Consider the following 20,960-nt stretch of genomic DNA (forward strand, 5'->3'; position numbering starts at 1 on the left):
TACATGGCGCAAGCCCCTTCCCTTCGTTCCCTGGGCCGCAGCGGCCTGCAGGTCTCGCCGCTGTGCTTTGGCGGCAATGTCTTCGGCTGGACCGTGGACGAGGCCACGTCGTTCTCGCTGCTCGACGCCTGGCTGGATGCCGGCATGAACTTCATCGACACGGCAGACGTGTACTCGCGCTGGGCGCCGGGCCATGCGGGCGGCGAGTCGGAGACCGTGATCGGCAAATGGCTCAAGCGCAGCGGACGGCGCGCCGACATCGTGCTGGCCACCAAGGTCGGCAAGGACATGGGCGAGGGCCGGGTGGGCCTGCGCCCCGAGTACATCCGCCAGGCCGTGGATGCCTCGCTGCAGCGCCTGCAGACGGACTACATCGACCTGTACCAGTCGCATGACGACGACGCCAGCGTGCCGCTGGCCGATACCCTGGGCGCCTTTGCAGACCTGATCGCCGCAGGCAAGGTGCGGGCCATCGGCGCCTCCAACCACAGCGCGCCGCGCCTGGCCGAGGCCCTGCGCACCAGCGCCGAGCTGGGCCTGCCGCGCTACGAGAGCCTGCAGCCGCTGTACAACCTGTACGACCGCGCCGTGCTGGAGCGCGATCTGGCGCCGCTGTGCGCGGCCGAGCAGGTGGGCATCATCAACTTCTATGCGCTGGCAGCAGGTTTTCTGACGGGCAAGTACCGCAGCAGCGAAGACGCAGCCAAGAGTGCGCGCGGCGGCAAGACCGTGGCCACCTACCTGAACCCGCGCGGCCTGCGCATTGTGCAGGCCCTGGACGCCGTGGCCGCGCGCCTGAACAGCCAGCCCGCGTGCGTGGCCCTGGCCTGGCAGATGCAGCGCCCGTTTGTGACCTCTCCCATCGCAAGCGCGACCTCGCTGGCCCAGTTGCAGCAACTGGTGCAGGCCACGCGCCTGCAGCTGTCGGCTCAGGACGTGGCCGAGCTCAACCAGGCCAGTCAGGAAGAAGGCGCAAGGGACTGACCTGCGCAGGCCAGGGCAGCCTGCCCGCCCTGGCCCGGGGCCTCTCAGCCCGCCAGCAGCGCGGGCAGGATCTGGGCCGATGGGCCGCGCAGGCACTGGTGCGCTGCGTCATCCAGCTCGGAAGGCGCCGGATTGATGACGGCCACGTGCGCGCCTGCCCGGCGCGCGATTCGGGCCAGCCCCGCTGCCGGATACACGGCGCCCGAGGTGCCGACCACCAGCAGCACCTCGCAGCGCTGCACGGCAGCCTCGGCGGCCTGCCATACGCCCATGGGCAGGGACTCGCCGAACCAGACCACGCCCGGGCGCACCAGGTTGCCGCAAACAGGGCACTGCGGAGGCTCGCCAGGGTTCAGCCCTGCCAGGTCGCAGCAGGCGCGGGGCCGCTCGAGCCAACGGTCGCGCATCAACTCGCCATGCAGGCACAGCACGCCGGGGCTGCCCGCGCGCTGGTGCAGGCCATCCACGTTCTGCGTGACCAGGGTCATGCGGCCCGGGTGCTGCAAGGCCCACTGCGCCAGCACATGGTGGCCTGCATTGGGCTGCACTGCCGCCACGGCCTCGCGCCGGTGCGCATACCACTGCCACACGCGCTGCGGATGGGCGCGAAAGCCCGCCTCGCTGGCCATGTCCTGCGGGTTGAACTGCGCCCAGTAGCTGTTCTTGTCATCGCGGAACGTGGGCACGCCGGACTCGGCACTGACGCCTGCGCCCGTGAGCACGGCGATGTGCGCTGCATGCGCGATGCGCTCGCGCAGCTCGTGCAGCTCACCCTGGCCGGGCAGTTCGGCGGCAGCCGCAGGCAGCGAAGTGGGGGAAGGTTCGTCGGGCATCGGAGGGCGAAGGAAAAAAAGCAGGCCATTGTGCGGCAGCGCCGCCCCAGGGCGCATCAAATGCCTTTTTCCACCATCTCCAGCAGGCGCAGCGCCAGCGCACGCCGCTGCTCGGGTGTGGCACGGCGCAGCGGGCCGTCGATCACCAGCAAGGCCATGCCGTGCACGGCCGACCAGGCCAGGAACTCGGCCTGGGGACGGCGCTCGGGCGGCAGCACGCCGGCCTCGGCCATGCTGTCCAGCGCGTAGCCCAGCAGCTCGAACGGGTTCAGGCCCATGGCCGCCGCACGCGTGGTGTCGGGCGGCAGGTCCACGTCGTACTCGACGGAGGCAAAGGCCGTGCGGAACCAGCCGGTCTCCGTCTGGGCAAAGCCCAGGTAGCCCCGGCCCACGGCAGCCAGCAAGGCGCGTGAGCGCTGCAGCACATCGGGCAGGGTGTGGGCCAGGGCCATTTCGGCCTCGATGGCTGTGGCCAGTGCGCCCAGGGCGGCGGCGCGCACGGCATCAAACAAGGCCTGGCGATTGGCAAAGTGGCGATAGGCGGCATTCGGCGCCACGCCCGCCCGGCGCGTGGCCTCGCGCAGCACGATGGCCTGGGGACCACCTTCACGCGCCAGTGCCAGGCCAGCCTCGACCAGGGCCTGGCGCAGGTCGCCATGGTGGTATGACTCACGCCTGACACGTCGCTGCGTCACTGTTTTAGTTCCTTTTTCTTTCTGCATGACCACGTCACACGCAAGGGACGACAGCCCTGCCCCGCCGATTTACAGCTTGACACCGAAGCTGACAGCGCCTGATGTGGACAGCGTCCATTTTAGTCCCTAGCATATGTGAACGGCGTACACACGCCGGGCAGAAATCGATAAAAAGCCGGCATCGAACGGCAAAAACGGTTTTCACCGTCACCAAGGAGACAAGCATGGCTTTGCACACCGGCCGCATCCAGCCCTGCCTCTGGTTTGACAACCAGGGCGAGCAGGCGGCGCGCTTTTATACGGAAGTCTTTCCCGATTCCCGCATCACGGCCATTGCCCGCTATGGCGAAGCCGGCCACGACATCCACGGCAGGCCGGCGGGCAGCGTGATGACGGTGCAGTTCGAGCTGGACGGCCAGCCCTTTCTGGCGCTCAACGGCGGCCCGATGTTCCGCTTCAACGAGGCCGTCTCGCTGATGGTCAGTTGCGATACGCAGGACGAGATAGACCACTACTGGGGCGCACTGTCCGAGGGCGGCGACCCGGCGGCGCGTCAATGCGGCTGGCTCAAGGACCGCCATGGCCTGTCGTGGCAAATCGTTCCGGCCCAGATGGCGGGCTGGATGGGGGGCCCCGACATGGCCGCCGCCCAGCGCGTGATGCAGGCCCTGCTGGGCATGCAAAAGCTGGACATCGCCGCTCTTGAGCGCGCGCATGACGGCCGCTGAGGCCTCCTGCGCCCATCCCCCCACTCCTCTCCCCCTCCCCTCGCCCCATCCACTTCAGGAGCGTTCCATGCAATTCATCCCCTATCTGAACTTCAACGGCAACTGCGCCGAGGCCTTTGCCTTCTACGCCAGGCTGTTCGGCGGCACCATCGTGCACCAGAGCACCTTTGGCGAGACACCGGGCATGGAGCAGATGCCCGATTCCGCCAAGGGGCTCATCATGCATGCCCACCTGCAGATCAAGGACCAGGCGCTCATGGCCTCGGACGCCACCGACAACTGCGGTGGCGGTGGCTACCAGCAGGCCCAGGGCATGTGGATCTCGATCGGCGTGGACGACGCCACCGAAGGCGGCCGCATCTTCAACGCGCTGGCCGAAGGCGGCAAGGTGACCATGCCCTTCCAGGCCACGTTCTGGTCACCGGGCTTTGGCATGGTGACGGACCGCTTCAACACACCCTGGATGGTCAACGTCAAGGGCGAGGCCTGAACAAGGCCGGCCGACACATTGCCTCTGTCACCCAAGAAGGAGTCTTCATGAACGCCAATCCCGTCGTCTGGTTCGAGATCCATGTGCAGGACATGGCGCGTGCGCGCCGGTTCTATGAAACCGTCTTCCAGGGCAAGCTGGAGCATCTGCCCGCGCCCGATGGCTCCGACAGCCAGGAGATGCTGTCCTTTCCGATGGACATGACAGGCCCCGGCGCGGGCGGAATGCTGGTGCGGATGGACGGCGCACCTTCCGGCGGCGGCGGCACCCTGGTCTATTTCGGCTGCGAGGACTGCGCCATCGAACAGGGCCGCGTCGAGGCCGCAGGCGGGCGCATCGAGCAGGCCAAATTCTCCATAGGCCCCCACGGGCACTGCGCCGTCGTGGTGGACACAGAGGGCAACCGAATCGGCCTGCATTCCATGCAATGAGAAGCGCCATGACAGCACAAGACCTTCCCGAACACGCCAACGACCTGGTGCTCACGCGCCTGCTGGACATTCCCGCCGACAGGCTCTACCGCTGCTGGACCGAACCCGCGCTGATCCAGCAATGGTTTGCGCCCAGCCCCTGGAGCGTGTCCCGCGTGGACAACGATGTGCGGCCCGGCGGCCACAGCCTCATCGTCATGCGCAGCCCTGAAGGCCAGGAGATGCCCGGGCGCGGCGTCTATCTGGAAGTCATTCCCAACCGCCGCCTGGTCTTCACCGACGCATACACCCAAGGCTGGGTGCCTGCCGACAAGCCCTTCATGACGGGCATCGTCAGCTTCGATCCCGAGGGCGCCCAGACCCGCTATACCGCCCGGGTGCGCCATTGGAGTGCTGCCGACCGCGCCCAGCACGAAGCCATGGGTTTTCACACCGGCTGGGGCCAGTGCACTGACCAGCTGGCCGAGCTCGCAGCCCGGCTCTGAAGCCGGATTTCACCAGGAGAGAGCCATGCACTACATCGACGGATTCGTGCTGCCCGTTCCCCGGGCCAACCTGCAGGCCTACCGCGAGGTGGCGCAGGCCGCAGGCAAGGTATGGATGGAATACGGCGCGCTGCAGTACTGGGAATGCGCGGGCGATGACGTGCCCATGGGCAAGCTGACCTCGTTTCCACAGGCCGTGCAGCTCAAGGAAGGCGAGATCGTGTTCTTCTCATGGATCATCTATGCGTCGCGCGCGGAGCGCGATCGCATCAATGCCGCCGTCATGAAGGACCCGCGCATTGCCTCCATGGACCCGGCCACCATGCCCTTCGACGCCAAGCGCATGTTCTGGGGCGGCTTCGAGAGCGTGGTGGAACTGGGCACGGGCGAGGGTGCAAGTGCGGGCGCCAGCGGCGCGCCGGCCTAGATCTGGTCAGCCGGGGCGGCAGACACGGCAGGCGTGGTGCCCTGGCCGCGCTGGCGCAGCGCTTCGTACAGGCACACGCCGCTGGCCACGGACACGTTGAGGCTGGAGACGGCACCCATCATGGGGATGCCGATCAGCTCGTCGCAGGTCTTGCGCGTGAGCTGGCGCATGCCGTCGCCTTCGGCGCCCAGCACCAGGGCCGTGGGGCCCGTGAGGTCCACCTCGTACAGGGTCTTGGGCGCATCGTCGCTGGTGCCGATGATCCAGATGTCGCGCTCCTTGAGCTCATTGAGCGTGCGCGCCAGGTTGGTGACCATGAAATAGGGCACGGTCTCGGCCGCGCCGCTGGCCACCTTGGCCACGGTGGCGTTCACGCCTACCGCATGGTCCTTGGGCGCAATCACCGCATGGGCGCCGGCGCCATCGGCCACGCGCAGGCAGGCCCCCAGGTTGTGCGGATCGGTCACGCCATCCAGCACCAGCAGCAGCGGCTTGCTGATGCCGTCTGCCTCCAGCTGCTCCAGCAATTCGTCCAGCGAATGCACCTGGGCCACCGCCTCCACGCGAGCGGCCACGCCCTGGTGGCCGTGGCTGCCGGCCAGCTTGGCAAGGCGTTCACCGTCGGCCTCGATCAGCCGGACGCCGGCCGACTTGGCGCGGTCGAGGAACTGGCGCATGCGCGCATCGCGGCGCGTGGCCTCGTAGTAGACCTCGATGATGGATTGGGGCGCGGTCTTCATGCGCACGCCGACGGCGTGGAAGCCGAAGAGAACTTTGGGGGACGACATGGGGCGTAATTATCCCGCCAATTGAGCGGTGCCCCGGGCCCCGCCTTGCGAAGCCCGTCTGCGCGCAACGGCTCCTGTGGTTTTTACGTAGCCGCTACACTGCGCGGCTTGGCCGCCTTCCAGCAGCCCTGCACATTGCGGCATGCACCGTAGCCACGGGCATGCCGCTTTGCATTTTTCCATCGCTTGAGTTTTTTCCTTTTCTTTGCCAACCATCATGCTCAAAGCCCTCTTCGCCCGGCTTGCCCGCACCAGCCTGGTCGGCCAGATCGCCATCAGCCTGGTCGCTGGCGGCCTGCTGGCCTGGCTCTGGCCCGAGGCCGCCCAGTCCGTGTCCCTGCTGGGCACGCTGTTCATCTCCGCCCTCAAGGCCGTGGCGCCCGTGCTGGTGCTGCTGCTGGTGGTCTCGGCCACCAGCAACCACCGGCCTGGCCAGGCCACGCAGATCCGCCCCATCCTGTGGCTGTATGTGCTGGGCACCTTTGCGGCGGCCGTGGTCGCCGTGGCGGCCAGCATGGCCTTCCCTTCCACCATCCAGTTCAAGGATGCCGCCCCGGCCCAGGGCGCGCCCGGGCGCATTGGCGAAGTACTGATGGCCCTGGTGCAAAGCGCCTTCGACAACCCCGTGCGTGCGCTGATGAATGCCAACTACATCGGCATCCTCGCCTGGGCACTGGCCATGGGCATGGCCCTGCGCCATGCCTCGGAGTCCACGCGCACCGTGATGCAGGACCTGGGCCAGGCCATCACCCGCGTGATCCAGGGTGTGATCCGGCTGGCGCCGCTGGGCATCTTCGGCCTGGTGGCGGGCACCTTTGCCCAGTCGGGCCTGGAAAAGCTGCTGGACTACGCGCACCTGCTGGCCGTGCTGCTGGGCTGCATGCTCTTCGTGGCCCTGGTGGTGAACCCGCTCATCGTCTGGACACAGACGCGCCGCAACCCCTATCCGCTGGTGCTGACCTGCCTGCGCGAGAGCGCGGTGACGGCCTTCTTCACGCGCAGCTCAGCCGCCAACATCCCCGTGAACCTGGCGCTGGCCAAGCGCCTGGGCCTGGATGAGGACACCTACAGCGTCTCCATCCCGCTGGGCGCCACCATCAACATGGCCGGCGCCGCCGTCACCATCAGCGTGCTCTCGCTGGCTGCGGCCCATACGCTGGGCATCGAGGTCGATCTGCTGACCGCCATCTTGCTGTGCGTGGTGTCCGCGGTCTGCGCCTGCGGCGCCTCGGGCGTGGCCGGCGGCTCGCTGCTGCTGATTCCGCTGGCCTGCAGCCTGTTCGGCATCTCCAACGATCTGGCCATGCAGGTGGTGGGCGTGGGCTTTGTGATCGGCGTGATCCAGGACTCGGCCGAAACCGCGCTGAACTCCTCGACCGACGTGATCTTCACGGCAGCTGCCTGCGAGGCAGCCGGGCGCCGTGAGGCCGTGGCGGCCTGAGCGCCACCCCTTGCTGGCGCCCCGATCAGGCCGCCAGCGCCTGCCCCTCTTCGATGCTGGCGACGCGGCCGGCCTCGATGGTCACGCGGCGCTCGCAGCGCGCGGCGATGGCTCGGTCATGGGTGACCATGACCAGCGTCGTGCCGCGCTCGCGGTTGAGCGCGAACATCAGCTCCATGATGGTTTCGCCGGTCGCAAAGTCCAGGCTGCCCGTGGGCTCGTCGGCCAGCAGCACGGCGGGCTCGACCACGAAGGCGCGGGCCAGCGCCACGCGCTGCTGCTCGCCGCCCGACAGCAGCTTGGGATAGTGGCCCAGGCGCTGCCCCAGGCCAACGCGCTCCAGCATCTCGGTGGCGCGGCGGCGGGCCTCGCGGCTGCCCGCCAGCTCCAGCGGCAGCATCACGTTCTCCAGCGCCGTCAGATTGCCCAGCAGCTGGAAGCTCTGGAACACAAAGCCCAGCTTTTGCGCGCGCACGGCGGCGCGTGCATCCTCATCCAGCGCGAACATGTCCTGGCCCTGCAGCCGCACCGTGCCGCGCGTGGGCGTATCCAGGCCGGCAAGAATGGACAGCAGCGTGCTTTTGCCCGAGCCCGAGGCACCGACGATGGCCACGGTTTCCCTTGCGGCAAAACGCAGATCGATATCCCGCAGAATATCCAGTGTTCCGGTCGAATCGCTGACCGACTTGAAGACATGCTCGACTTCGATCAGGGGCTGGGCAGTGCTTTGTGACATGGAGGATGGGAAGACGATGCAAGACAAGCTGCGCGCAATGCGCCGACGCCGCCACTTTATATCGGCCGGCTTGGCCTTCGGCCTGCTGGGTACTTGGACGGCCACGTCCGCGTGGGCAGCCGAGACGGGCCCGCTGCTGGTGCTGGGCGACTCGCTGAGTGCCGAATACGGACTGGCCCGTGGCACGGGCTGGGTGGCACTGCTGCAAAAGCGCCTGCAGGAGAGCCCAAAGAATGTGCCGCTGGTCAACGCCAGCGTGAGTGGAGAGACCACCTCGGGCGGCCGCTCTCGCCTGCCTGCCTTGCTCAAGCAGCACAAGCCATCGGTGGTGGTGATCGAATTGGGTGGCAACGATGCGCTGCGGGGTCTGCCGCTGCAAAGCACGCAGGGCAATCTGGACGCCATGGTGCGCGCGGCCCGGGATGCCGGAGCCAAGGTACTGCTGGTGGGCATGCAGGTGCCGCCCAACTATGGCAGCGGCTATACGCGCCAGTTCGAGCAGTTGTTTGCCAAGGTGGCGCAGGAGCAGAAGGTGCCGCTGGTGCCCTTCCTGCTGGCCGGCATCGGTGATGCGGCCGATTCGGCCCAGTGGTTCCAGGCCGACCGCATCCACCCCACGGCCAAGGCCCAGCCGCGCATGCTGGACAACGTCTGGCCCCAGCTCAGCAAGCTGCTGCCCTGAGCTCAGGGCAGGCAGGGTGTCAGCTGCCGCGGCCTTCCTCGCCGGGACGGGCTGCTGCAGGAGATGCCTGCGCGTTACCTTCTGAGCCGCCGCCCTCATGGTCGTCGGGTCTTTTTTCGGCCTTGGCCTTCTCCTTCTCTAGCTTCTTCTGCTTCTTGGCCAGTTCGCGCTGGCGTTTTTCATAGGCGTAATTGGGTGTCGCCACAGGTGGACTCCTCTGTTGTTGCAAGCCCCACTGTAGCCGCAAGACGGGGCATGCCAGGAAAACCTCAGGATATGGTGGACGCAGGCACGGCGGAATCGCCCACGCTGCAACGGTATGCATGCCAACTGGCACAGCCCAGCAAAGGCCCCACCAGCAGCAGGCCCGTGCCGTGCCACCACAGCGCAGCAGCCACCAGCACGGTGATGATCGCGGCCCATTGCAGCATGACGGCCAGGTTGAGGCCGACCACGCGCATGCTGGTGATGCAGGCCGTGAGCGCATCGCTGCCCCGGTCCAGCATGGCCGGCAGCGCCACCACCATGCTGGCGAATACCAGGGCCGCGAAGGCGCCGCCGACCAGCAGGTAAATGGCCAGGAATTCCCAGTTCTCGGGCCGGGCCACGGCCTGCAGCATGCCGGCCGTGGTGGGCATGCCGGTATCGAAGAACACAGCAAAGACCACCATGGAGGCGCGCGCCCAGAGCATCTCCAGAACCAGCAGCACCATGACCAGCATGCCCATGCTGCCCATCTGCGTGTCCCAGCAGGTCAGCGAGCTGCTCAGTTGGGGCGGCAAGCCCCGCTCCAGCCGGCGGCTGGTGTCGTACAGGCCCATGGCCAGGAAGGGGCCGATGAGCAGGCAGCCGCTGGCCATGGCCATGCTGTATTCCGGGCTGGCGCGGAACACCCAGCCGATCAGCAGGGCCATGGCCCAGAAGCACAGGCCGTAGAACAGCGCCACGCCGGGCGCACGCCGCAGATCGCGCCAGCCCAGGGCCAGCCAGCGCCAGGGATCGGCCATGCGCAGCAGTTGCACCTGCAGCATGCCGGCCGGGTTGTCGGAAGCTTTCTCGGGAGCGGGGGGTGCCTGCATGCCTGGACCTCCTGGATCAGCGAGTCCAAAGTTATCGCAGCCATGGCACTGCTGCCATGGCGGAAACTACCGAGGCCCGCCCAGACCCCCAGGTCTGTACCCGAGTCTGCACTCAGGCCTGGACCAGCTTGCCCGGCTGGCCGGGCAGCACCTTCCAGGCCGCATCGCGCACAGCCTGGTATTGGCGGCTGAACACGGTGTCCACGTAGATCCACTCGGCCTGGCAGGCCTGCGGCGTGGCCGTGACGATCATGTAGCCACGGCGCGAGGTATCGCAGTACTTGAGCGTGGAGATGAATTGCAGCAGCGCGCCACGCAGCTGGGCCGGGTCCTGGCCCGACAGGTATTCCTCGAAACCCGGCGAGCTGACGGACGAGGTCGCGAACTCCACGCCCACGGCCTGCCCGCTGCGGTCACGCAGTTCGCTGGCCCAGGCATTGTGGGTGTCGCCCGCCAGCACGACCAGGTTCTTGCCCAGGCTGCGCGCCGTGGCCAGCACGGTCTCGCGTGCCACGGCATAGCCGTCCCAGGCATCGAGGTTGTAGGGAATGCTGGGCTGGGCCAGGATGGCCTTTTCCGCCGCCGTCAGGCTGGCCGGGTTCGCCTGCGCCTTGGCCAGCAGCGCCGCGTAGGCCGGCAGCGAGACACCGCTGCCGGGGCTGAGGATGTCCATCAGCAAGGGCGCCGGCAGCTCCATGCGCCCCATCAGCACCTGCTGGCCCAGCACCTGCCAGGTGGCCTGCGAGGCTGCCAGCTGCTGGCCCAGCCACTGGGTCTGGGTGGCGCCCATGAGCTGGCGCGCAGGATTGGCCATGTCGGAGGTGAAGCGTGCCGCGTCCAGGCCCTGGGCGGTGAAGTAGTCGGCGTAGTCCAGCTGTTCGTCGCGGCCGATGACGCGCGTGTCCAGCATATGCAGCGCCAGCAGGTCGCCGAAGGCGAAGCTGCGGTAGATGATCTCGGGCTGCGCGTTGCGCGTGGGCATCCACTCGTGATAGGCCTTGAGCGCTGCCACCTTGCGCAGTTCGAAATCGCCCTCGGTGGCCGGCTGGTGGTTTTCGGCGCCGTGCATCCAGGTGTCGTTGGAGATTTCGTGATCGTCCCAGACGGCAATCATGGGAGCCGCCGCATGCAGGGCCTGCAGGTCGGCATCGCTCTTGTACTGGGCATGGCGCTGGCGGTAGTCGGCCAGGCTGACGATTTCGTTGGCCGGCAGGCTCTGGCGCTGCATGGCTTCGGCCTTGCCATTGGCATAGCCTCCGCGTGCGTATTCATAGATGTAGTCGCCCAGGTGCACGGTGGCATCCAGGTCGCCCTGGCGCGCGGCATGCGCGTAGACGTTGAAGTAGCCCGCCGGGTAGTTGGCGCAGGAGAACACGGCCAGCTTGACCTGCTGCACCGCGCCCACGGGCAGGGTGCGCGTACGGCCCGTGGCGCTGGTCATGCCCTGGCAGCGAAAGCGGTAGTGGTAGCGCGTGGCGGGCTTGAGGCCCGTGGCGTCGGCCTTGAAGGTGAAGTCCTGGGTGGCGCGCGCCATGGCCTTGCCCGACACCACGATGGTCTTGAAGTCGGCGTCCGAGGCCAGCTCCCACTCCACCTCGATGTCGCTGGAATGGCCCTGGGGCGGCGTCACGCGGGTCCAGAGGATGACGCGGTCGCTCAACGGGTCGCCGCTGGCCACGCCGTGGCGGAACTCGACGGGAATGCTGCTGTCGCCATCGGAGCCGCCGCAGCCGGCCAGTGGCAGCGCCAGGGCCGATGCGCCCATGCCGCGCACGAAATGGCGGCGGCTGGCCACGATGCCGGACCCATTGGACGCGGTCTTCGCGTGCTGCAGGATATTGGTGATGCTCTCTTTGTGCTTCATGCTGGACCAGGGCCTGGAGGCCCCCGTGGGATGGTATGAAGCCAACGAGCATCGGTGCTGCCGGTGACAGGCACATGTCACCGGCGCCTGGCGCTCAACTATGCGAACGCAGCGGCCAGGGCCTGCTCCAGGTCGGCACGCAGGTCCTGCACGGCCTCCAGGCCGATGGCAAAGCGCACCACGGTGCCGCTGCGCAGCTGGGGCGTGGGGCAGCTGCGCATGGACGGCAGCTCATAGGGCACGACCAGGCTGATGGGACCGCCCCAGCTGTAGCCGATCTTGAACAGGCGCAGGCTGTCGCAGAAGCGGTCCACGGCCGGCTGGCCGTGGCGCGGGTCGATGACCACGCTGAACAGGCCGGCCGCCACGCCCTCGCCGCCGCCGCCGGCTCCGCACAGGGCCTTCCAGTTCTCGTGGCCCGGAGCGCCCTCGAGCGCGGGATGCAGCACCTGGACCACGGCCGGCTGCTGCTGCAGCCAGCGCGCCAGCTCGCGCGCGGCACGGTCCTGTGCGTGGTAGCGCAGCGCAATGCTGGGCAGCGAGCGCAGCACGGCCTCGGTGTCGTTGCCGCCCACGCCCAGGCCAAGGCGCATATGGGCCAGCTTGATGCGCATGTGCAGCGCCTGGTCGCGCGTGATGATGCTGCCCATGAGCACATCGCCGCCGCCGCTGGGGTACTTGGTGAGCGCATGGACGGTGGCGTCCACGCCCAGGCTGTGCGAGCCGTCGCCCAGCAGGTCGAAGGGATTGAAGGCCAGGCCCGCGCCCCAGGTGTTGTCCAGCACGGTGGTGATGCCGCGCGCGCGGCACAGGCGCACCATGGCGATGAGGTCGGGGAACTCCATGGTCACCGAGCCCGGCGCCTCCAGCCAGACCAAACGCGTCTTGGGCGTGATTTTGGCTTCGAGGTCGGCAACATCCATGGCGTCGTAGCACTGGTGGCGCACGCCGAAATGGGCCAGCTCGCCCTCGCTCAGGGTCTTGTTGGGACCGTAGGCGTTGTCGGGCAGCAGCATCTCGTCGCCGGTGCGCAGCAGGGCCAGGGAGGTGGTGGCGATGGCCGCCAGGCCGCTGGGCACCAGCAGGCATTGCAGGCCGCCTTCCAGCGCGCTCAGGCGCTCTTCCAGCAAGAAGGTGGTGGGCGTGCCGTGCAGGCCGTAGGTGTAGCTGCTCTTGTCCAGCCACTGGCGGCGGCGCATGGCCGCCACGTTCTCGAAGATCACCGTCGAGGCCTTGTGCACCGGCGGCTGCGGTGCGACAAAGCCTTCGGGCGGCTGGTAGGGATGGTGGATGAGATGGGTGCTGATCTGCAGGTCGGGTGTGCTCATGCAGCGCATCTTATGCGCTGGGCCACGGCGTTCAGGCATAAAAAAACCAGGCGGACGAAGCGCCTGGTTTTCATTGGGGGAGCAAAGCCGGTGGCTGCGATCAGCTGGCCTTGATCTCCAGCATGTTGCTGACGTTGTTCACGCCCTTGACGGCCTTGGCAATGTCGCCGGCACGCATCTTGAGCGCATCGCTGGGCACCGAGCCGGTCAGCGTGACGGCGCCGGCCTTGGTGTCCACGTCGATCTTGAGGGCGGAGATATCGGGTTCCTTGATCAGGTCGGCCTTGATCTGGGCGGTGATGCCAGCATCGTCGAGCGCGGCGCCCGCCTGGCTCATGGCGTTGTTGGTGGCCGTCTCGGCCTTCATCGCGCCTTCCTCGATCTTGGTGCCGGCGCTGCTCATGGCGTTGTCGATCTTCTGGCCTGCGCTTTGCGCGGCCTGCTGGGACTGCTGGACGGCGGAGTCGAGCTTCTGGCCGGCAGTGTCTTCGGTCTTGCCGCATGCGGCGAGGCCGAAGGCCAGGGCGGACACGGCGAGGATGTGGCAGCAGCGTTGGGTGATGAAAGTCATGCGGTTACTCCTTGAATAGTTGTGAGGCGGTCAACACAGGCCTCGACTTTATTTATGGCCCTGGGACAAACCCATACGACGCCGACGCAAGCGCCTGTAGGACAAGCCCGAACATCCCGGCACCATCCAGTTAGCATGACAATAGCGGCCATGCATTCCCTGGCGCGCTGGTTTCCCTTCCTGGCATGGCCCAAACCCTCGGCAGCCGTGCTGCGCGGGGAGTTCTGGGCAGGTCTCACCGTTGGTCTGATGCTTCTGCCCCAGGGCGTGGCCTATGCGGCGCTTGCCGGCATGCCGCTGATCACCGGCATTTACGCATCCATCGTCCCTGCCCTGGTGGCCGTGATGTTCAGCGGCTCGCCGCGCCTGGGTGTGGGGCCCACGGCCTTGAGTGCACTGCTGATCGGCGCCTCCCTCACGGGCCTGGCCGAACCCGGCTCCGCGCACTGGGTGGCCCTGGCCGCCTGGATGGCGATTCTTTCGGGCCTGGTGCAGTGGTCGCTGGGCCTGATGCGCGCCGGCTGGCTGCTCAACCTGGTGACCTCGCCCGTGCTCACGGGTTTCACACAGGCGGCAGCGCTGCTGATCCTGGCCTCGCAGTTGCCCACCCTGCTGGGACTGCGTTCGACCTGGAGCGCGGTCTGGAACACGCCTTCACTGCAGCTTTTCGACTGGCAGTCCATCCTCTACGGCATTGCCAGCATTGCGCTGCTGGTGCTGGCCAAGCGCTGGCGCGCGGCCTTTCCCTCGGCCATCTTCATCATTGCGCTGACCGGCGTGATCAGCTGGGCCACGGACTTTGCCGATGACGGTGGCGCCGTGGTCGGCCACCTGCCGGCAGGCCTGCCCAGCTTCCAATTGCCGGGATTGCTGAGCTGGGACGAGTTCGGCGCCCTGGTGATGCCGGTGCTGGTGATCTCGCTGGTGAGCTTTCTGGAGACGGCCTCCAGCGCCCAGGTGGAGCACCAGCAGGCCGGCACGCGCTGGAACGAGAACCAGGACCTGGTCGCCCAGGGGCTGTCCAAGATCAGTGCGGGCCTGTTCGGCAGCTTTGCCACCAGCGCCTCGTTCTCGCGCTCGGCCGTGAACCTGCTGGCCGGCGCCAAGACGGGCTGGTCCAACGTGTTCTCCATCCTGCTGGTGGTCATCGTGGTGCTGTGGTTCATCCCGGCGCTGTACCACGTGCCCAAGGCGGCACTGGCGGCCATCGTGATCACGGCCGTGGTCAACCTGGTCAAGCCGCGCGTGCTGCTGCAGTTGTTCAAGGTGTCGCGCGTGGAGGGCAGCATTGCGCTGGCCACGCTGCTGCTGACCATCGTCACGGCGCCGCGCATGTACTGGGGCGTGTTCGCGGGCATTGTGCTGAGCTTGGGCTACTTCCTCTACCAGCGCTTGCATCCGCGCATCATCGAAGTGGGCCAGCATCCCGACGGCAGCCTGCGCGACCGCAACCTCTGGCAACTGCCGCCGCTGGCGCCGGGCCTGCTGGCCCTGCGCATGGATGCCGAGCTGGACTTCGGCTCGGCCTCGGCCCTGGAGCGTCGTATCGGTGACGAATGGGCGCTGCGCCCGGAGACACACCATCTGTGCCTGCTGGCCCAGCCAATCAACCGCATCGATGTGACGGGCGTGGAGACCTTCGTGCGCCTGCAACTGCTGGCGGCCAAGCGCAGCGGCGTGCTGCATGTGGTGGGCCTGAAGCTGCCGGCCGAACAGGTGCTGCGGCGGGCGGGCGCCCTGCACCGCGGACCGCACCTGAGGCTGTACCGCACCGATGCGGAATTCCTCGCCGCCCTTGCCCTGCCGCCGTTCGTGCCTGCACCAGGATCAACATCTGTTACCACCGATGGTGCAAAAGTCGATGCCGGCGCGGCGACAATCGAGCCTACACACTGATACACTTCACTGGCTTTTCATTCAGCCCTCCGTGACTGCCCCCGCATCCCACCAATCCGTATACCTGCGCGACCTGCGCCTGGCCACAGCCCACGCGCTGGTTACCCACGCTGGTGGGGCGGTCCATCTGCCCACGGATTCGCCGACGCGATATCTGCAGGCGCTGATCGATGAACTGTGCTCGCTGTCGCTGCGCGACCCGCTTACGGGGCTGGCCAACCGCCGCCATTTCCGCACCATTGCCGAGCGCGAGATCGACCGCGTGGCGCGGTCTGGCGAAGCGGCCCTGATGCTGATGCTGGACATCGACCATTTCAAGCAGATCAACGACCAGCACGGCCATATCGTGGGCGACCGGGTTCTGCAGTCGGTGGCCCGTACCCTGACCAATTGCGTGCGCCCCATGGACACGCTGGCCCGCTACGGAGGAGAGGAATTCGCCATCGTGCTGCCCGCCTGCCCTGCGACCTTCGGTGTCTCCGTGGCCGAACGCATACGCAGCGCCATCGAGCGCATGCCGGTCGTCATCTCACCCACGCTGACACTGCAGATCACCATCAGCATCGGCGGCGCCTATGCGCTGCAGTGGATACGCAGCACCACAACCTTGTGGACCGAGCGTGCCGACAAACAGTTGTACCTGGCCAAATCCGCCGGCCGCAACCGCGTGCACATTGAAGAACAACCTGACAGTACGGTAAGCGCGGAGGAAAAAAGCCTGCTTTTCGGACCTTTGTATGCCCCGTCCCCGTTTGACAATGGGCTGAATCCAGATATTGCAACCGATGTGGACCCCGAAGATGGACTCCGCTGATAGCCAGGTGGTAAGCGACAACGCCATTCCCCACCCCTCCCTGCCCGCTGCCGTTCCGATGAGCGATGCCGTGCGCGCCAAGCCGCGCGGACACATCATCGCCGTGACCAGCGGCAAGGGCGGCGTGGGCAAGACCTTCGTTTCGGCCAATCTGGCCGCAGCGCTGACACGCCATGGCCTCAAGGTCCTGGTGCTTGACGCCGACCTGGGTCTGGCCAACCTGGATGTGGTGCTCAACCTCTACCCCAAGGTCACGCTGCACGATGTATTCACCGGCCGTTCCTCGCTGGAGGAAGCCATCCTGCCCGCGCCCGGCGGCTACTCGGTGCTGCTGGCCGGCTCCGGGATGATCGAGTACTCGCGGCTCACGCCCGAGATCCGCCAGCAGTTCACGCACACCATCGAGACACTGGCCCCGCGCTACGACATCGTGCTGCTGGACACCGGCGCAGGCATCTCGGACGTGGTGCTGTTCTCCGTGTCCATGGCCACCGAGGTGCTGGTCATCGCCACGCCCGAGCCCACCTCGCTGACCGATGCCTATGCGGCCATCAAGGTGCTGGCCATCCAGCAAAAGCGCCAGCAGATCCGCCTGGCCATCAACCAGGCGGCACGCCCCGGAGATGGCCGCGCCATCACGGGCCAGCTGCAGCAGGTGCTCAACCGCTTTGTCAACACGGCCTCCGGCGAGCCATTGCGGCTCACGCACCTGGGCGATATTCCATCCGACCCGGCCGTGCGCGAGGCGGTGATGCGCCGCCAGTTGCTGCTGCAATCCATGCCCGGCGCACCGGCTTCGCTGGCAGTGGCCCAGCTGGCCAATAAAATCAAGGCCCTGCTGGTGTCGGGCGGCTGATCGGGTCGCCTCTCGCCGGCACCCCGATCCAACCCGCGGCCTGTGCCGCACCCGCCTGCCTGCCCGTGTCCGACATTCTCAATATTTCCTGCTACAAGTTCACGCCGCTGCCCGATGCAGCGGCGCTGCGCGACACCCTGGCCGAACGCGCCCAGGCCCTGGCGCTGAAGGGCACCATCCTCCTGGCCGAGGAAGGCATCAACTTCTTCCTGGCCGGCCCCGCCCAGGCGGTGCACAGCTTCGTTGACCAGCTGCGCACCGATGAGCGCTTTGCCGACCTGGCCCCCAAGGAAAGCTGGTCCGACACCGTGCCATTTCGCAAGATGCTGGTCAAGGTCAAGCGCGAGATCATCCGCATGGACCACCCCACCATCCGCCCGGCAGAGGGCCGCGCGCCATCGGTCAGCCCCGCCACGCTGCGCCGCTGGCTGGAACAGGGCCACGATGACGAGGGCCGCGAGGTGGTGACGCTGGACACGCGCAACGACTTCGAGGTCGATGCCGGCGCCTTCAAGGACACCATCGACTGGCGCATCACCAAGTTCACCGAGTTCCCGCCCGCGCTGCGCGCCCACAAGGCCGAGCTGGCCGACAAGACCGTGGTCAGCTACTGCACGGGCGGCATACGCTGCGAGAAGGCCGCCATCCTGATGCGGGACGAAGGCCTGGAGCATGTCTACCAGCTGGAAGGCGGCATCCTCAAGTACTTCGAGGAAACCGACGGCGCCTTCTATAACGGCGGCTGCTTCGTCTTTGACGAGCGCCGGGCCGTGGGTGCAGACTTGGCCATCACGCCCTTGGCTCCGGCAGAGCCGCTGGAGCCGATACAGCCGACAAGCCCGCCAGGCAAGGCTTAAGCCTTCAGCCGCAGCGCCTGCTGCGCCACGCGCTCGCCGAACACGCGCGCCGTCTCCAGGTCGCCCGGCAGCATCTCGGCGGCCGAGGCATCCGAGGCCGATTGCGCCATGGCGCCGCTGAAGGCGCCTATCCAGTTGAGGTCATTGCGCTGCGCGGCGCGCGCGTTGGACGGCAGCATGCCGCTGCCCACCCACAGGCCGCCATGCTGCATGGCCAGCTGGAACAGATAGTCCAGCGTGGTCTGCTTGTTGCCGTTGACACTGGCACTGTTGGTGAAGCCGGCGAACAGCTTGTCCTTCCAGGCCTGCACGAACCACGGCTTGGAAGAGGCATCGGCAAAGCGCTTGAACTGCCAGCTCGGCCCGCCCATGTAGGTGGGCGATCCAAAGATGATGGCGTCTGCCGCCGCCAGCAACTCCCAGCCACCCGCAGGCAGCTGGCCGTCGCTGTCGATCGACAGCATGCGCGCGCCTGCGCCGTCGGCCACGGCCTGGGCCATGCGCTGGGTGTGTCCGTAACCCGAGTGGTAGACCACCACGATATCTGCCATACAAGAAATCCAATCCTCGAACGCCCTGCGCAGCCACAGGCCAGCCAGCGCCGCATTCATCAATCCATCCACGCCAAAGGGCCCCGCAGCGCTGCTGCGGGGCCCACTCAAGACAGTAGCCTAACAAAAATCAGGGCATGGCCAACGCTGCCCGACCCACTCAATGGCGGCGCGCATCCACGCTCCAGCCACCGGCACCGTGGGCGGCAAAGCCCAGCAGGCCGCCAGTCACGGCGATGTTCTTCCAGAACAGCAGCTGCTGCATCATGGCCGCGTCGGCCGGCACGCTCCAGTAGGCGTGAAAGAAGAAGCTGGCCACCAGCGTGAAGAACGCCAGCACCAGGGCCGCCCAGCGCGTGCACCAGCCCAGCAGCAAGGCCAGGCCGCCGACGATCTCCACCACCAGGGCAATCGCCACGCCGATCTGCGGCATGGGCATGCCTACCGATGCGGCATAGCCCACGGTCCCGGCGAAGCCTCCGATTTTCTGAAAGCCCGCAGGCACGAACATCAGCGCGATCAGGATGCGGCCGGCCAGCGCCAGCGGGTTGCTCAGACGGTTCAACATGATGGGTACTCCTCGTGAATCTTCAGAGCGTGCTGCGCACGCTCTCAGGCTTGCAGATCGAAGACCAGGACCTCGGACTGTTCCCCGTCGTGCAGGCGCAGTCGCGGTTCATTCTCCACAAGGGCCGCATCGCCCGTTGTCAGCCGTTGCCCATTGACGCTCAGCGTGCCGCGCACCAGGTGCACATAGGTCTTGCGGCCGGCGGGCAGTTCCAGTTCGGCCTGCTCATCGCCGTCGAACAGGCCTGCATAGAGGCGGGCATCGGCATGGACGCTGACCGAGCCATCCGCGCCATCGGGCGAGGCCACCAGGCGCAGCCGGCCGCGCTTTTCCTCGTCGGCAAAGGCTTTTTGCGCATAGCCGGGCGCAATGCCCGTCTCGCTGGGCAGCAGCCAGATCTGCAGGAAATGCGTGGTCTGGCCCGGTGCGTGGTTGTGCTCGCTGTGCACCACGCCCGAGCCGGCGCTCATGCGCTGCACCTCGCCGGGCGAGATGGTCTGCTCGTTGCCCATGCTGTCCTTGTGCGAGAGCCGGCCTTCGAGCACGTAGCTGATGATCTCCATGTCCTTGTGGCCATGGGAGCCGAAGCCCGTGCCCGGGGCGATGTGGTCCTCGTTGATCACGCGCAGGTTGCCAAAGCCCATGTGGCGCGGATCGTGGTAGCCCGCAAACGAGAAGCTGTGGTGCGAGCGCAGCCAGCCATGGTCGGCATGGCCGCGTTCCCGGGATTTGCGCAGGGCGATCATGTTTTTGTCCCTTTCCAACGTGTCAGATCTTCGAAACTCTTGCGTCGATGGCTCCACTGTAGAAGCCGCTGCCGCAGGCAAGGCGCAGCAGGATTGATGGCATCATTCAAAGCTTTTGAAGCCATAACGCCCCATGCCCAGCCCCCGTGACGTGCTCACCCCCGACAGCCTGGCCATGCTCCAGGCCATTGCCGAGGCCGGCAGCTTTGCCGCCGCTGCACGCCAGCTGGGCCTGGTGCCCAGTGCCCTGACCTACCGTGTGCGCCAGATCGAAGATGCGCTGGACGTGCTGCTGTTCGACCGCCGCTCGCGCCACGCCCAGCCCACTGAGGCCGGCCGGGAACTGCTGCGCGAGGGGGTGCGCCTGCTGCATGAGATCGACACCGTGGCGCATCGCGTACGCCGCGTGGCCACGGGCTGGGAGCCGCACCTGACCATCGTGGTCGATGGTGCCGTGGCGCGCACGCCGATGCTGGAGCTGGTCGAGGCCTTCTACGCCATGCAGCCACCCACGCGGCTGAAGCTGCGCGACGGCATCCTCACCGGCACGCTGGAGACGCTGACCTCGGGCCGCGCCGACCTGGCCATCGGGGTGGCGGTCAACTCCAGCAACGTGGCAGGCCTGCAGGCCTGCGAGCTGGGCGAGCTGGACTTTGTCTTTGCCGTGGCGCCCCACCATCCGCTGGCCACGGCGCCCGAGCCCATCACCGACGCCACCTTGCTGCAGCACCGCATCATCGCCGTGGCCGATTCAGGCCTGCGCGACAGCGCCAGCATGGGCCTGCTCAGCGGCCAGGACATCTTCACCGTGGACTCCATGCAGGCCAAGATCGAGGCCCAGGTGCGCGGGATAGGCTGCGGCTTCCTGCCCCATTTCATGGCCGATGTGTATGTGCAGGCCGGCCTGCTGGTGACGCGCCAGGTCGCCCGGCCCTCGCGCAATGTGCGCGTGCACTACGCATGGTCCGGCGCGCCGCAGCAGGTTCCGCCGCGCGCGCTGCAGTGGTGGCTGCAGCAGTTGGAGAGCCCCGCCACGCGCCGCGCTCTCATGGAAAATCATCACCGACATTGAGCTGGCGCACGCCGCCGGGCGGTCTTCGCGGGTGTAGA

The 20,960-nt window shown here is 67.2% G+C and carries 25 protein-coding genes; 13 read left to right on the forward strand and 12 right to left on the reverse strand.

Annotated features, from left to right (window positions below):
• Positions 1-3 precede the first annotated feature (3 nt).
• The gene (locus AC57B5_RS07910) at positions 4-984 is read left to right on the forward strand and encodes an aldo/keto reductase (protein WP_202758924.1); all 981 of its coding nucleotides are present in this window, start codon (positions 4-6) and stop codon (positions 982-984) included.
• A 44-nt stretch (positions 985-1,028) separates the two neighbouring features.
• Here AC57B5_RS07910 and AC57B5_RS07915 read toward each other — a convergent pair whose 3' ends face one another.
• Positions 1,029-1,874 carry an SIR2 family NAD-dependent protein deacylase gene (locus tag AC57B5_RS07915; RefSeq protein ID WP_496399190.1) on the reverse strand — a complete coding sequence of 282 codons (846 nt, stop codon included), beginning with the start codon at positions 1,872-1,874 and terminating at the stop codon, positions 1,029-1,031.
• Positions 1,874-2,512: a TetR/AcrR family transcriptional regulator gene (locus tag AC57B5_RS07920; RefSeq protein WP_202758923.1), complete on the reverse strand. Its 639-nt coding sequence runs from the start codon at positions 2,510-2,512 to the stop codon at positions 1,874-1,876. The genes AC57B5_RS07915 and AC57B5_RS07920 overlap by 1 nt, the downstream gene beginning before the upstream one ends.
• Before the next feature lie 224 nt (positions 2,513-2,736).
• Between AC57B5_RS07920 and AC57B5_RS07925 the strand changes: the two genes are divergently transcribed.
• The 5 genes from AC57B5_RS07925 to AC57B5_RS07945 all read left to right on the forward strand — a co-directional run bounded on the left by AC57B5_RS07925 (position 2,737) and on the right by AC57B5_RS07945 (position 5,073).
• Entirely contained in the window at positions 2,737-3,240 is a 504-nt protein-coding gene (locus tag AC57B5_RS07925) for a VOC family protein (protein ID WP_013802188.1), read from the forward strand.
• Between the two features lie 67 nt (positions 3,241-3,307).
• Positions 3,308-3,730, forward strand: coding sequence for a VOC family protein (locus AC57B5_RS07930; protein WP_034394280.1), 423 nt, complete (start codon positions 3,308-3,310; stop codon positions 3,728-3,730).
• A 47-nt stretch (positions 3,731-3,777) separates the two neighbouring features.
• The gene (locus AC57B5_RS07935; RefSeq protein ID WP_013802186.1) at positions 3,778-4,161 is read left to right on the forward strand and encodes a VOC family protein; all 384 of its coding nucleotides are present in this window, start codon (positions 3,778-3,780) and stop codon (positions 4,159-4,161) included.
• An 8-nt stretch (positions 4,162-4,169) separates the two neighbouring features.
• Positions 4,170-4,646, forward strand: a complete 477-nt coding sequence (locus tag AC57B5_RS07940) for an SRPBCC family protein (protein ID WP_496399191.1) — start codon at positions 4,170-4,172, stop codon at positions 4,644-4,646.
• A 25-nt stretch (positions 4,647-4,671) separates the two neighbouring features.
• Entirely contained in the window at positions 4,672-5,073 is a 402-nt protein-coding gene (locus AC57B5_RS07945; protein ID WP_034394298.1) for a DUF1428 domain-containing protein, read from the forward strand.
• Here the strand turns inward: AC57B5_RS07945 and rlmB are convergent.
• Entirely contained in the window at positions 5,070-5,861 is a 792-nt protein-coding gene (gene rlmB, locus AC57B5_RS07950) for a 23S rRNA (guanosine(2251)-2'-O)-methyltransferase RlmB (RefSeq protein ID WP_012205857.1), read from the reverse strand. The two genes, AC57B5_RS07945 and rlmB, sit on opposite strands and share 4 nt — an antisense overlap.
• A 217-nt stretch (positions 5,862-6,078) precedes the next feature.
• Between rlmB and sstT the strand changes: the two genes are divergently transcribed.
• The gene (gene sstT, locus AC57B5_RS07955) at positions 6,079-7,302 is read left to right on the forward strand and encodes a serine/threonine transporter SstT (protein WP_013802183.1); all 1,224 of its coding nucleotides are present in this window, start codon (positions 6,079-6,081) and stop codon (positions 7,300-7,302) included.
• A 25-nt stretch (positions 7,303-7,327) separates the two neighbouring features.
• On the opposite strand, the gene AC57B5_RS07960 is transcribed toward sstT, so the two are convergent.
• Positions 7,328-8,038, reverse strand: coding sequence for an ABC transporter ATP-binding protein (locus tag AC57B5_RS07960; RefSeq protein WP_013802182.1), 711 nt, complete (start codon positions 8,036-8,038; stop codon positions 7,328-7,330).
• A 16-nt stretch (positions 8,039-8,054) separates the two neighbouring features.
• Between AC57B5_RS07960 and AC57B5_RS07965 the strand changes: the two genes are divergently transcribed.
• Entirely contained in the window at positions 8,055-8,720 is a 666-nt protein-coding gene (locus AC57B5_RS07965) for an arylesterase (RefSeq protein WP_043782090.1), read from the forward strand.
• Positions 8,721-8,739: 19 nt separating this feature from the next.
• Here AC57B5_RS07965 and AC57B5_RS07970 read toward each other — a convergent pair whose 3' ends face one another.
• From AC57B5_RS07970 to AC57B5_RS07990, 5 genes are all read right to left on the reverse strand, one after another.
• A complete protein-coding gene (locus AC57B5_RS07970) occupies positions 8,740-8,925 on the reverse strand; it encodes a hypothetical protein (RefSeq protein WP_016451670.1) in 186 nt (61 codons plus the stop codon).
• A gap of 64 nt (positions 8,926-8,989) precedes the next feature.
• The gene (locus tag AC57B5_RS07975; RefSeq protein ID WP_496399192.1) at positions 8,990-9,799 is read right to left on the reverse strand and encodes a DUF2189 domain-containing protein; all 810 of its coding nucleotides are present in this window, start codon (positions 9,797-9,799) and stop codon (positions 8,990-8,992) included.
• A gap of 112 nt (positions 9,800-9,911) precedes the next feature.
• Entirely contained in the window at positions 9,912-11,663 is a 1,752-nt protein-coding gene (locus AC57B5_RS07980; protein ID WP_496399193.1) for an alkaline phosphatase D family protein, read from the reverse strand.
• Positions 11,664-11,761: 98 nt separating this feature from the next.
• Positions 11,762-12,991 (reverse strand): PLP-dependent transferase, encoded by a 1,230-nt coding sequence (locus tag AC57B5_RS07985; protein ID WP_496399194.1) that lies wholly within the window; start codon positions 12,989-12,991, stop codon positions 11,762-11,764.
• A gap of 100 nt (positions 12,992-13,091) precedes the next feature.
• The gene (locus AC57B5_RS07990) at positions 13,092-13,562 is read right to left on the reverse strand and encodes a BON domain-containing protein (RefSeq protein ID WP_013802176.1); all 471 of its coding nucleotides are present in this window, start codon (positions 13,560-13,562) and stop codon (positions 13,092-13,094) included.
• A gap of 150 nt (positions 13,563-13,712) precedes the next feature.
• Here AC57B5_RS07990 and AC57B5_RS07995 point away from each other — a divergent pair, with 150 nt between their 5' ends.
• From AC57B5_RS07995 to AC57B5_RS08010, 4 genes are all read left to right on the forward strand, one after another.
• The gene (locus tag AC57B5_RS07995; RefSeq protein ID WP_496399195.1) at positions 13,713-15,458 is read left to right on the forward strand and encodes a SulP family inorganic anion transporter; all 1,746 of its coding nucleotides are present in this window, start codon (positions 13,713-13,715) and stop codon (positions 15,456-15,458) included.
• Positions 15,409-16,272 (forward strand): GGDEF domain-containing protein, encoded by an 864-nt coding sequence (locus AC57B5_RS08000; protein WP_013802174.1) that lies wholly within the window; start codon positions 15,409-15,411, stop codon positions 16,270-16,272. The genes AC57B5_RS07995 and AC57B5_RS08000 overlap by 50 nt, the downstream gene beginning before the upstream one ends.
• Positions 16,259-17,128, forward strand: coding sequence for a MinD/ParA family protein (locus AC57B5_RS08005; RefSeq protein ID WP_013802173.1), 870 nt, complete (start codon positions 16,259-16,261; stop codon positions 17,126-17,128). Before AC57B5_RS08000 ends, AC57B5_RS08005 begins: the two co-directional genes overlap by 14 nt.
• A 65-nt stretch (positions 17,129-17,193) precedes the next feature.
• Complete coding sequence (locus AC57B5_RS08010) at positions 17,194-17,985, forward strand: sulfurtransferase (protein ID WP_496399196.1); 792 nt, start codon at positions 17,194-17,196, stop codon at positions 17,983-17,985.
• Here the strand turns inward: AC57B5_RS08010 and AC57B5_RS08015 are convergent.
• The 3 genes from AC57B5_RS08015 to AC57B5_RS08025 all read right to left on the reverse strand — a co-directional run bounded on the left by AC57B5_RS08015 (position 17,982) and on the right by AC57B5_RS08025 (position 19,850).
• Positions 17,982-18,536: a flavodoxin family protein gene (locus tag AC57B5_RS08015; protein ID WP_043822976.1), complete on the reverse strand. Its 555-nt coding sequence runs from the start codon at positions 18,534-18,536 to the stop codon at positions 17,982-17,984. The two genes, AC57B5_RS08010 and AC57B5_RS08015, sit on opposite strands and share 4 nt — an antisense overlap.
• A gap of 160 nt (positions 18,537-18,696) precedes the next feature.
• Positions 18,697-19,104 (reverse strand): DoxX family protein, encoded by a 408-nt coding sequence (locus AC57B5_RS08020; protein WP_013802170.1) that lies wholly within the window; start codon positions 19,102-19,104, stop codon positions 18,697-18,699.
• Positions 19,105-19,148: 44 nt separating this feature from the next.
• On the reverse strand, positions 19,149-19,850 hold the full coding sequence (locus AC57B5_RS08025; RefSeq protein ID WP_496399197.1) for a pirin family protein: 702 nt from the start codon (positions 19,848-19,850) through the stop codon (positions 19,149-19,151).
• Positions 19,851-19,983: 133 nt separating this feature from the next.
• Between AC57B5_RS08025 and AC57B5_RS08030 the strand changes: the two genes are divergently transcribed.
• Positions 19,984-20,922 carry a LysR family transcriptional regulator gene (locus AC57B5_RS08030; protein ID WP_013802168.1) on the forward strand — a complete coding sequence of 313 codons (939 nt, stop codon included), beginning with the start codon at positions 19,984-19,986 and terminating at the stop codon, positions 20,920-20,922.
• Positions 20,923-20,960 lie beyond the last annotated feature (38 nt).

Source organism: Delftia sp. BGA-UO-ETr-SB1, from assembly GCF_059567865.1.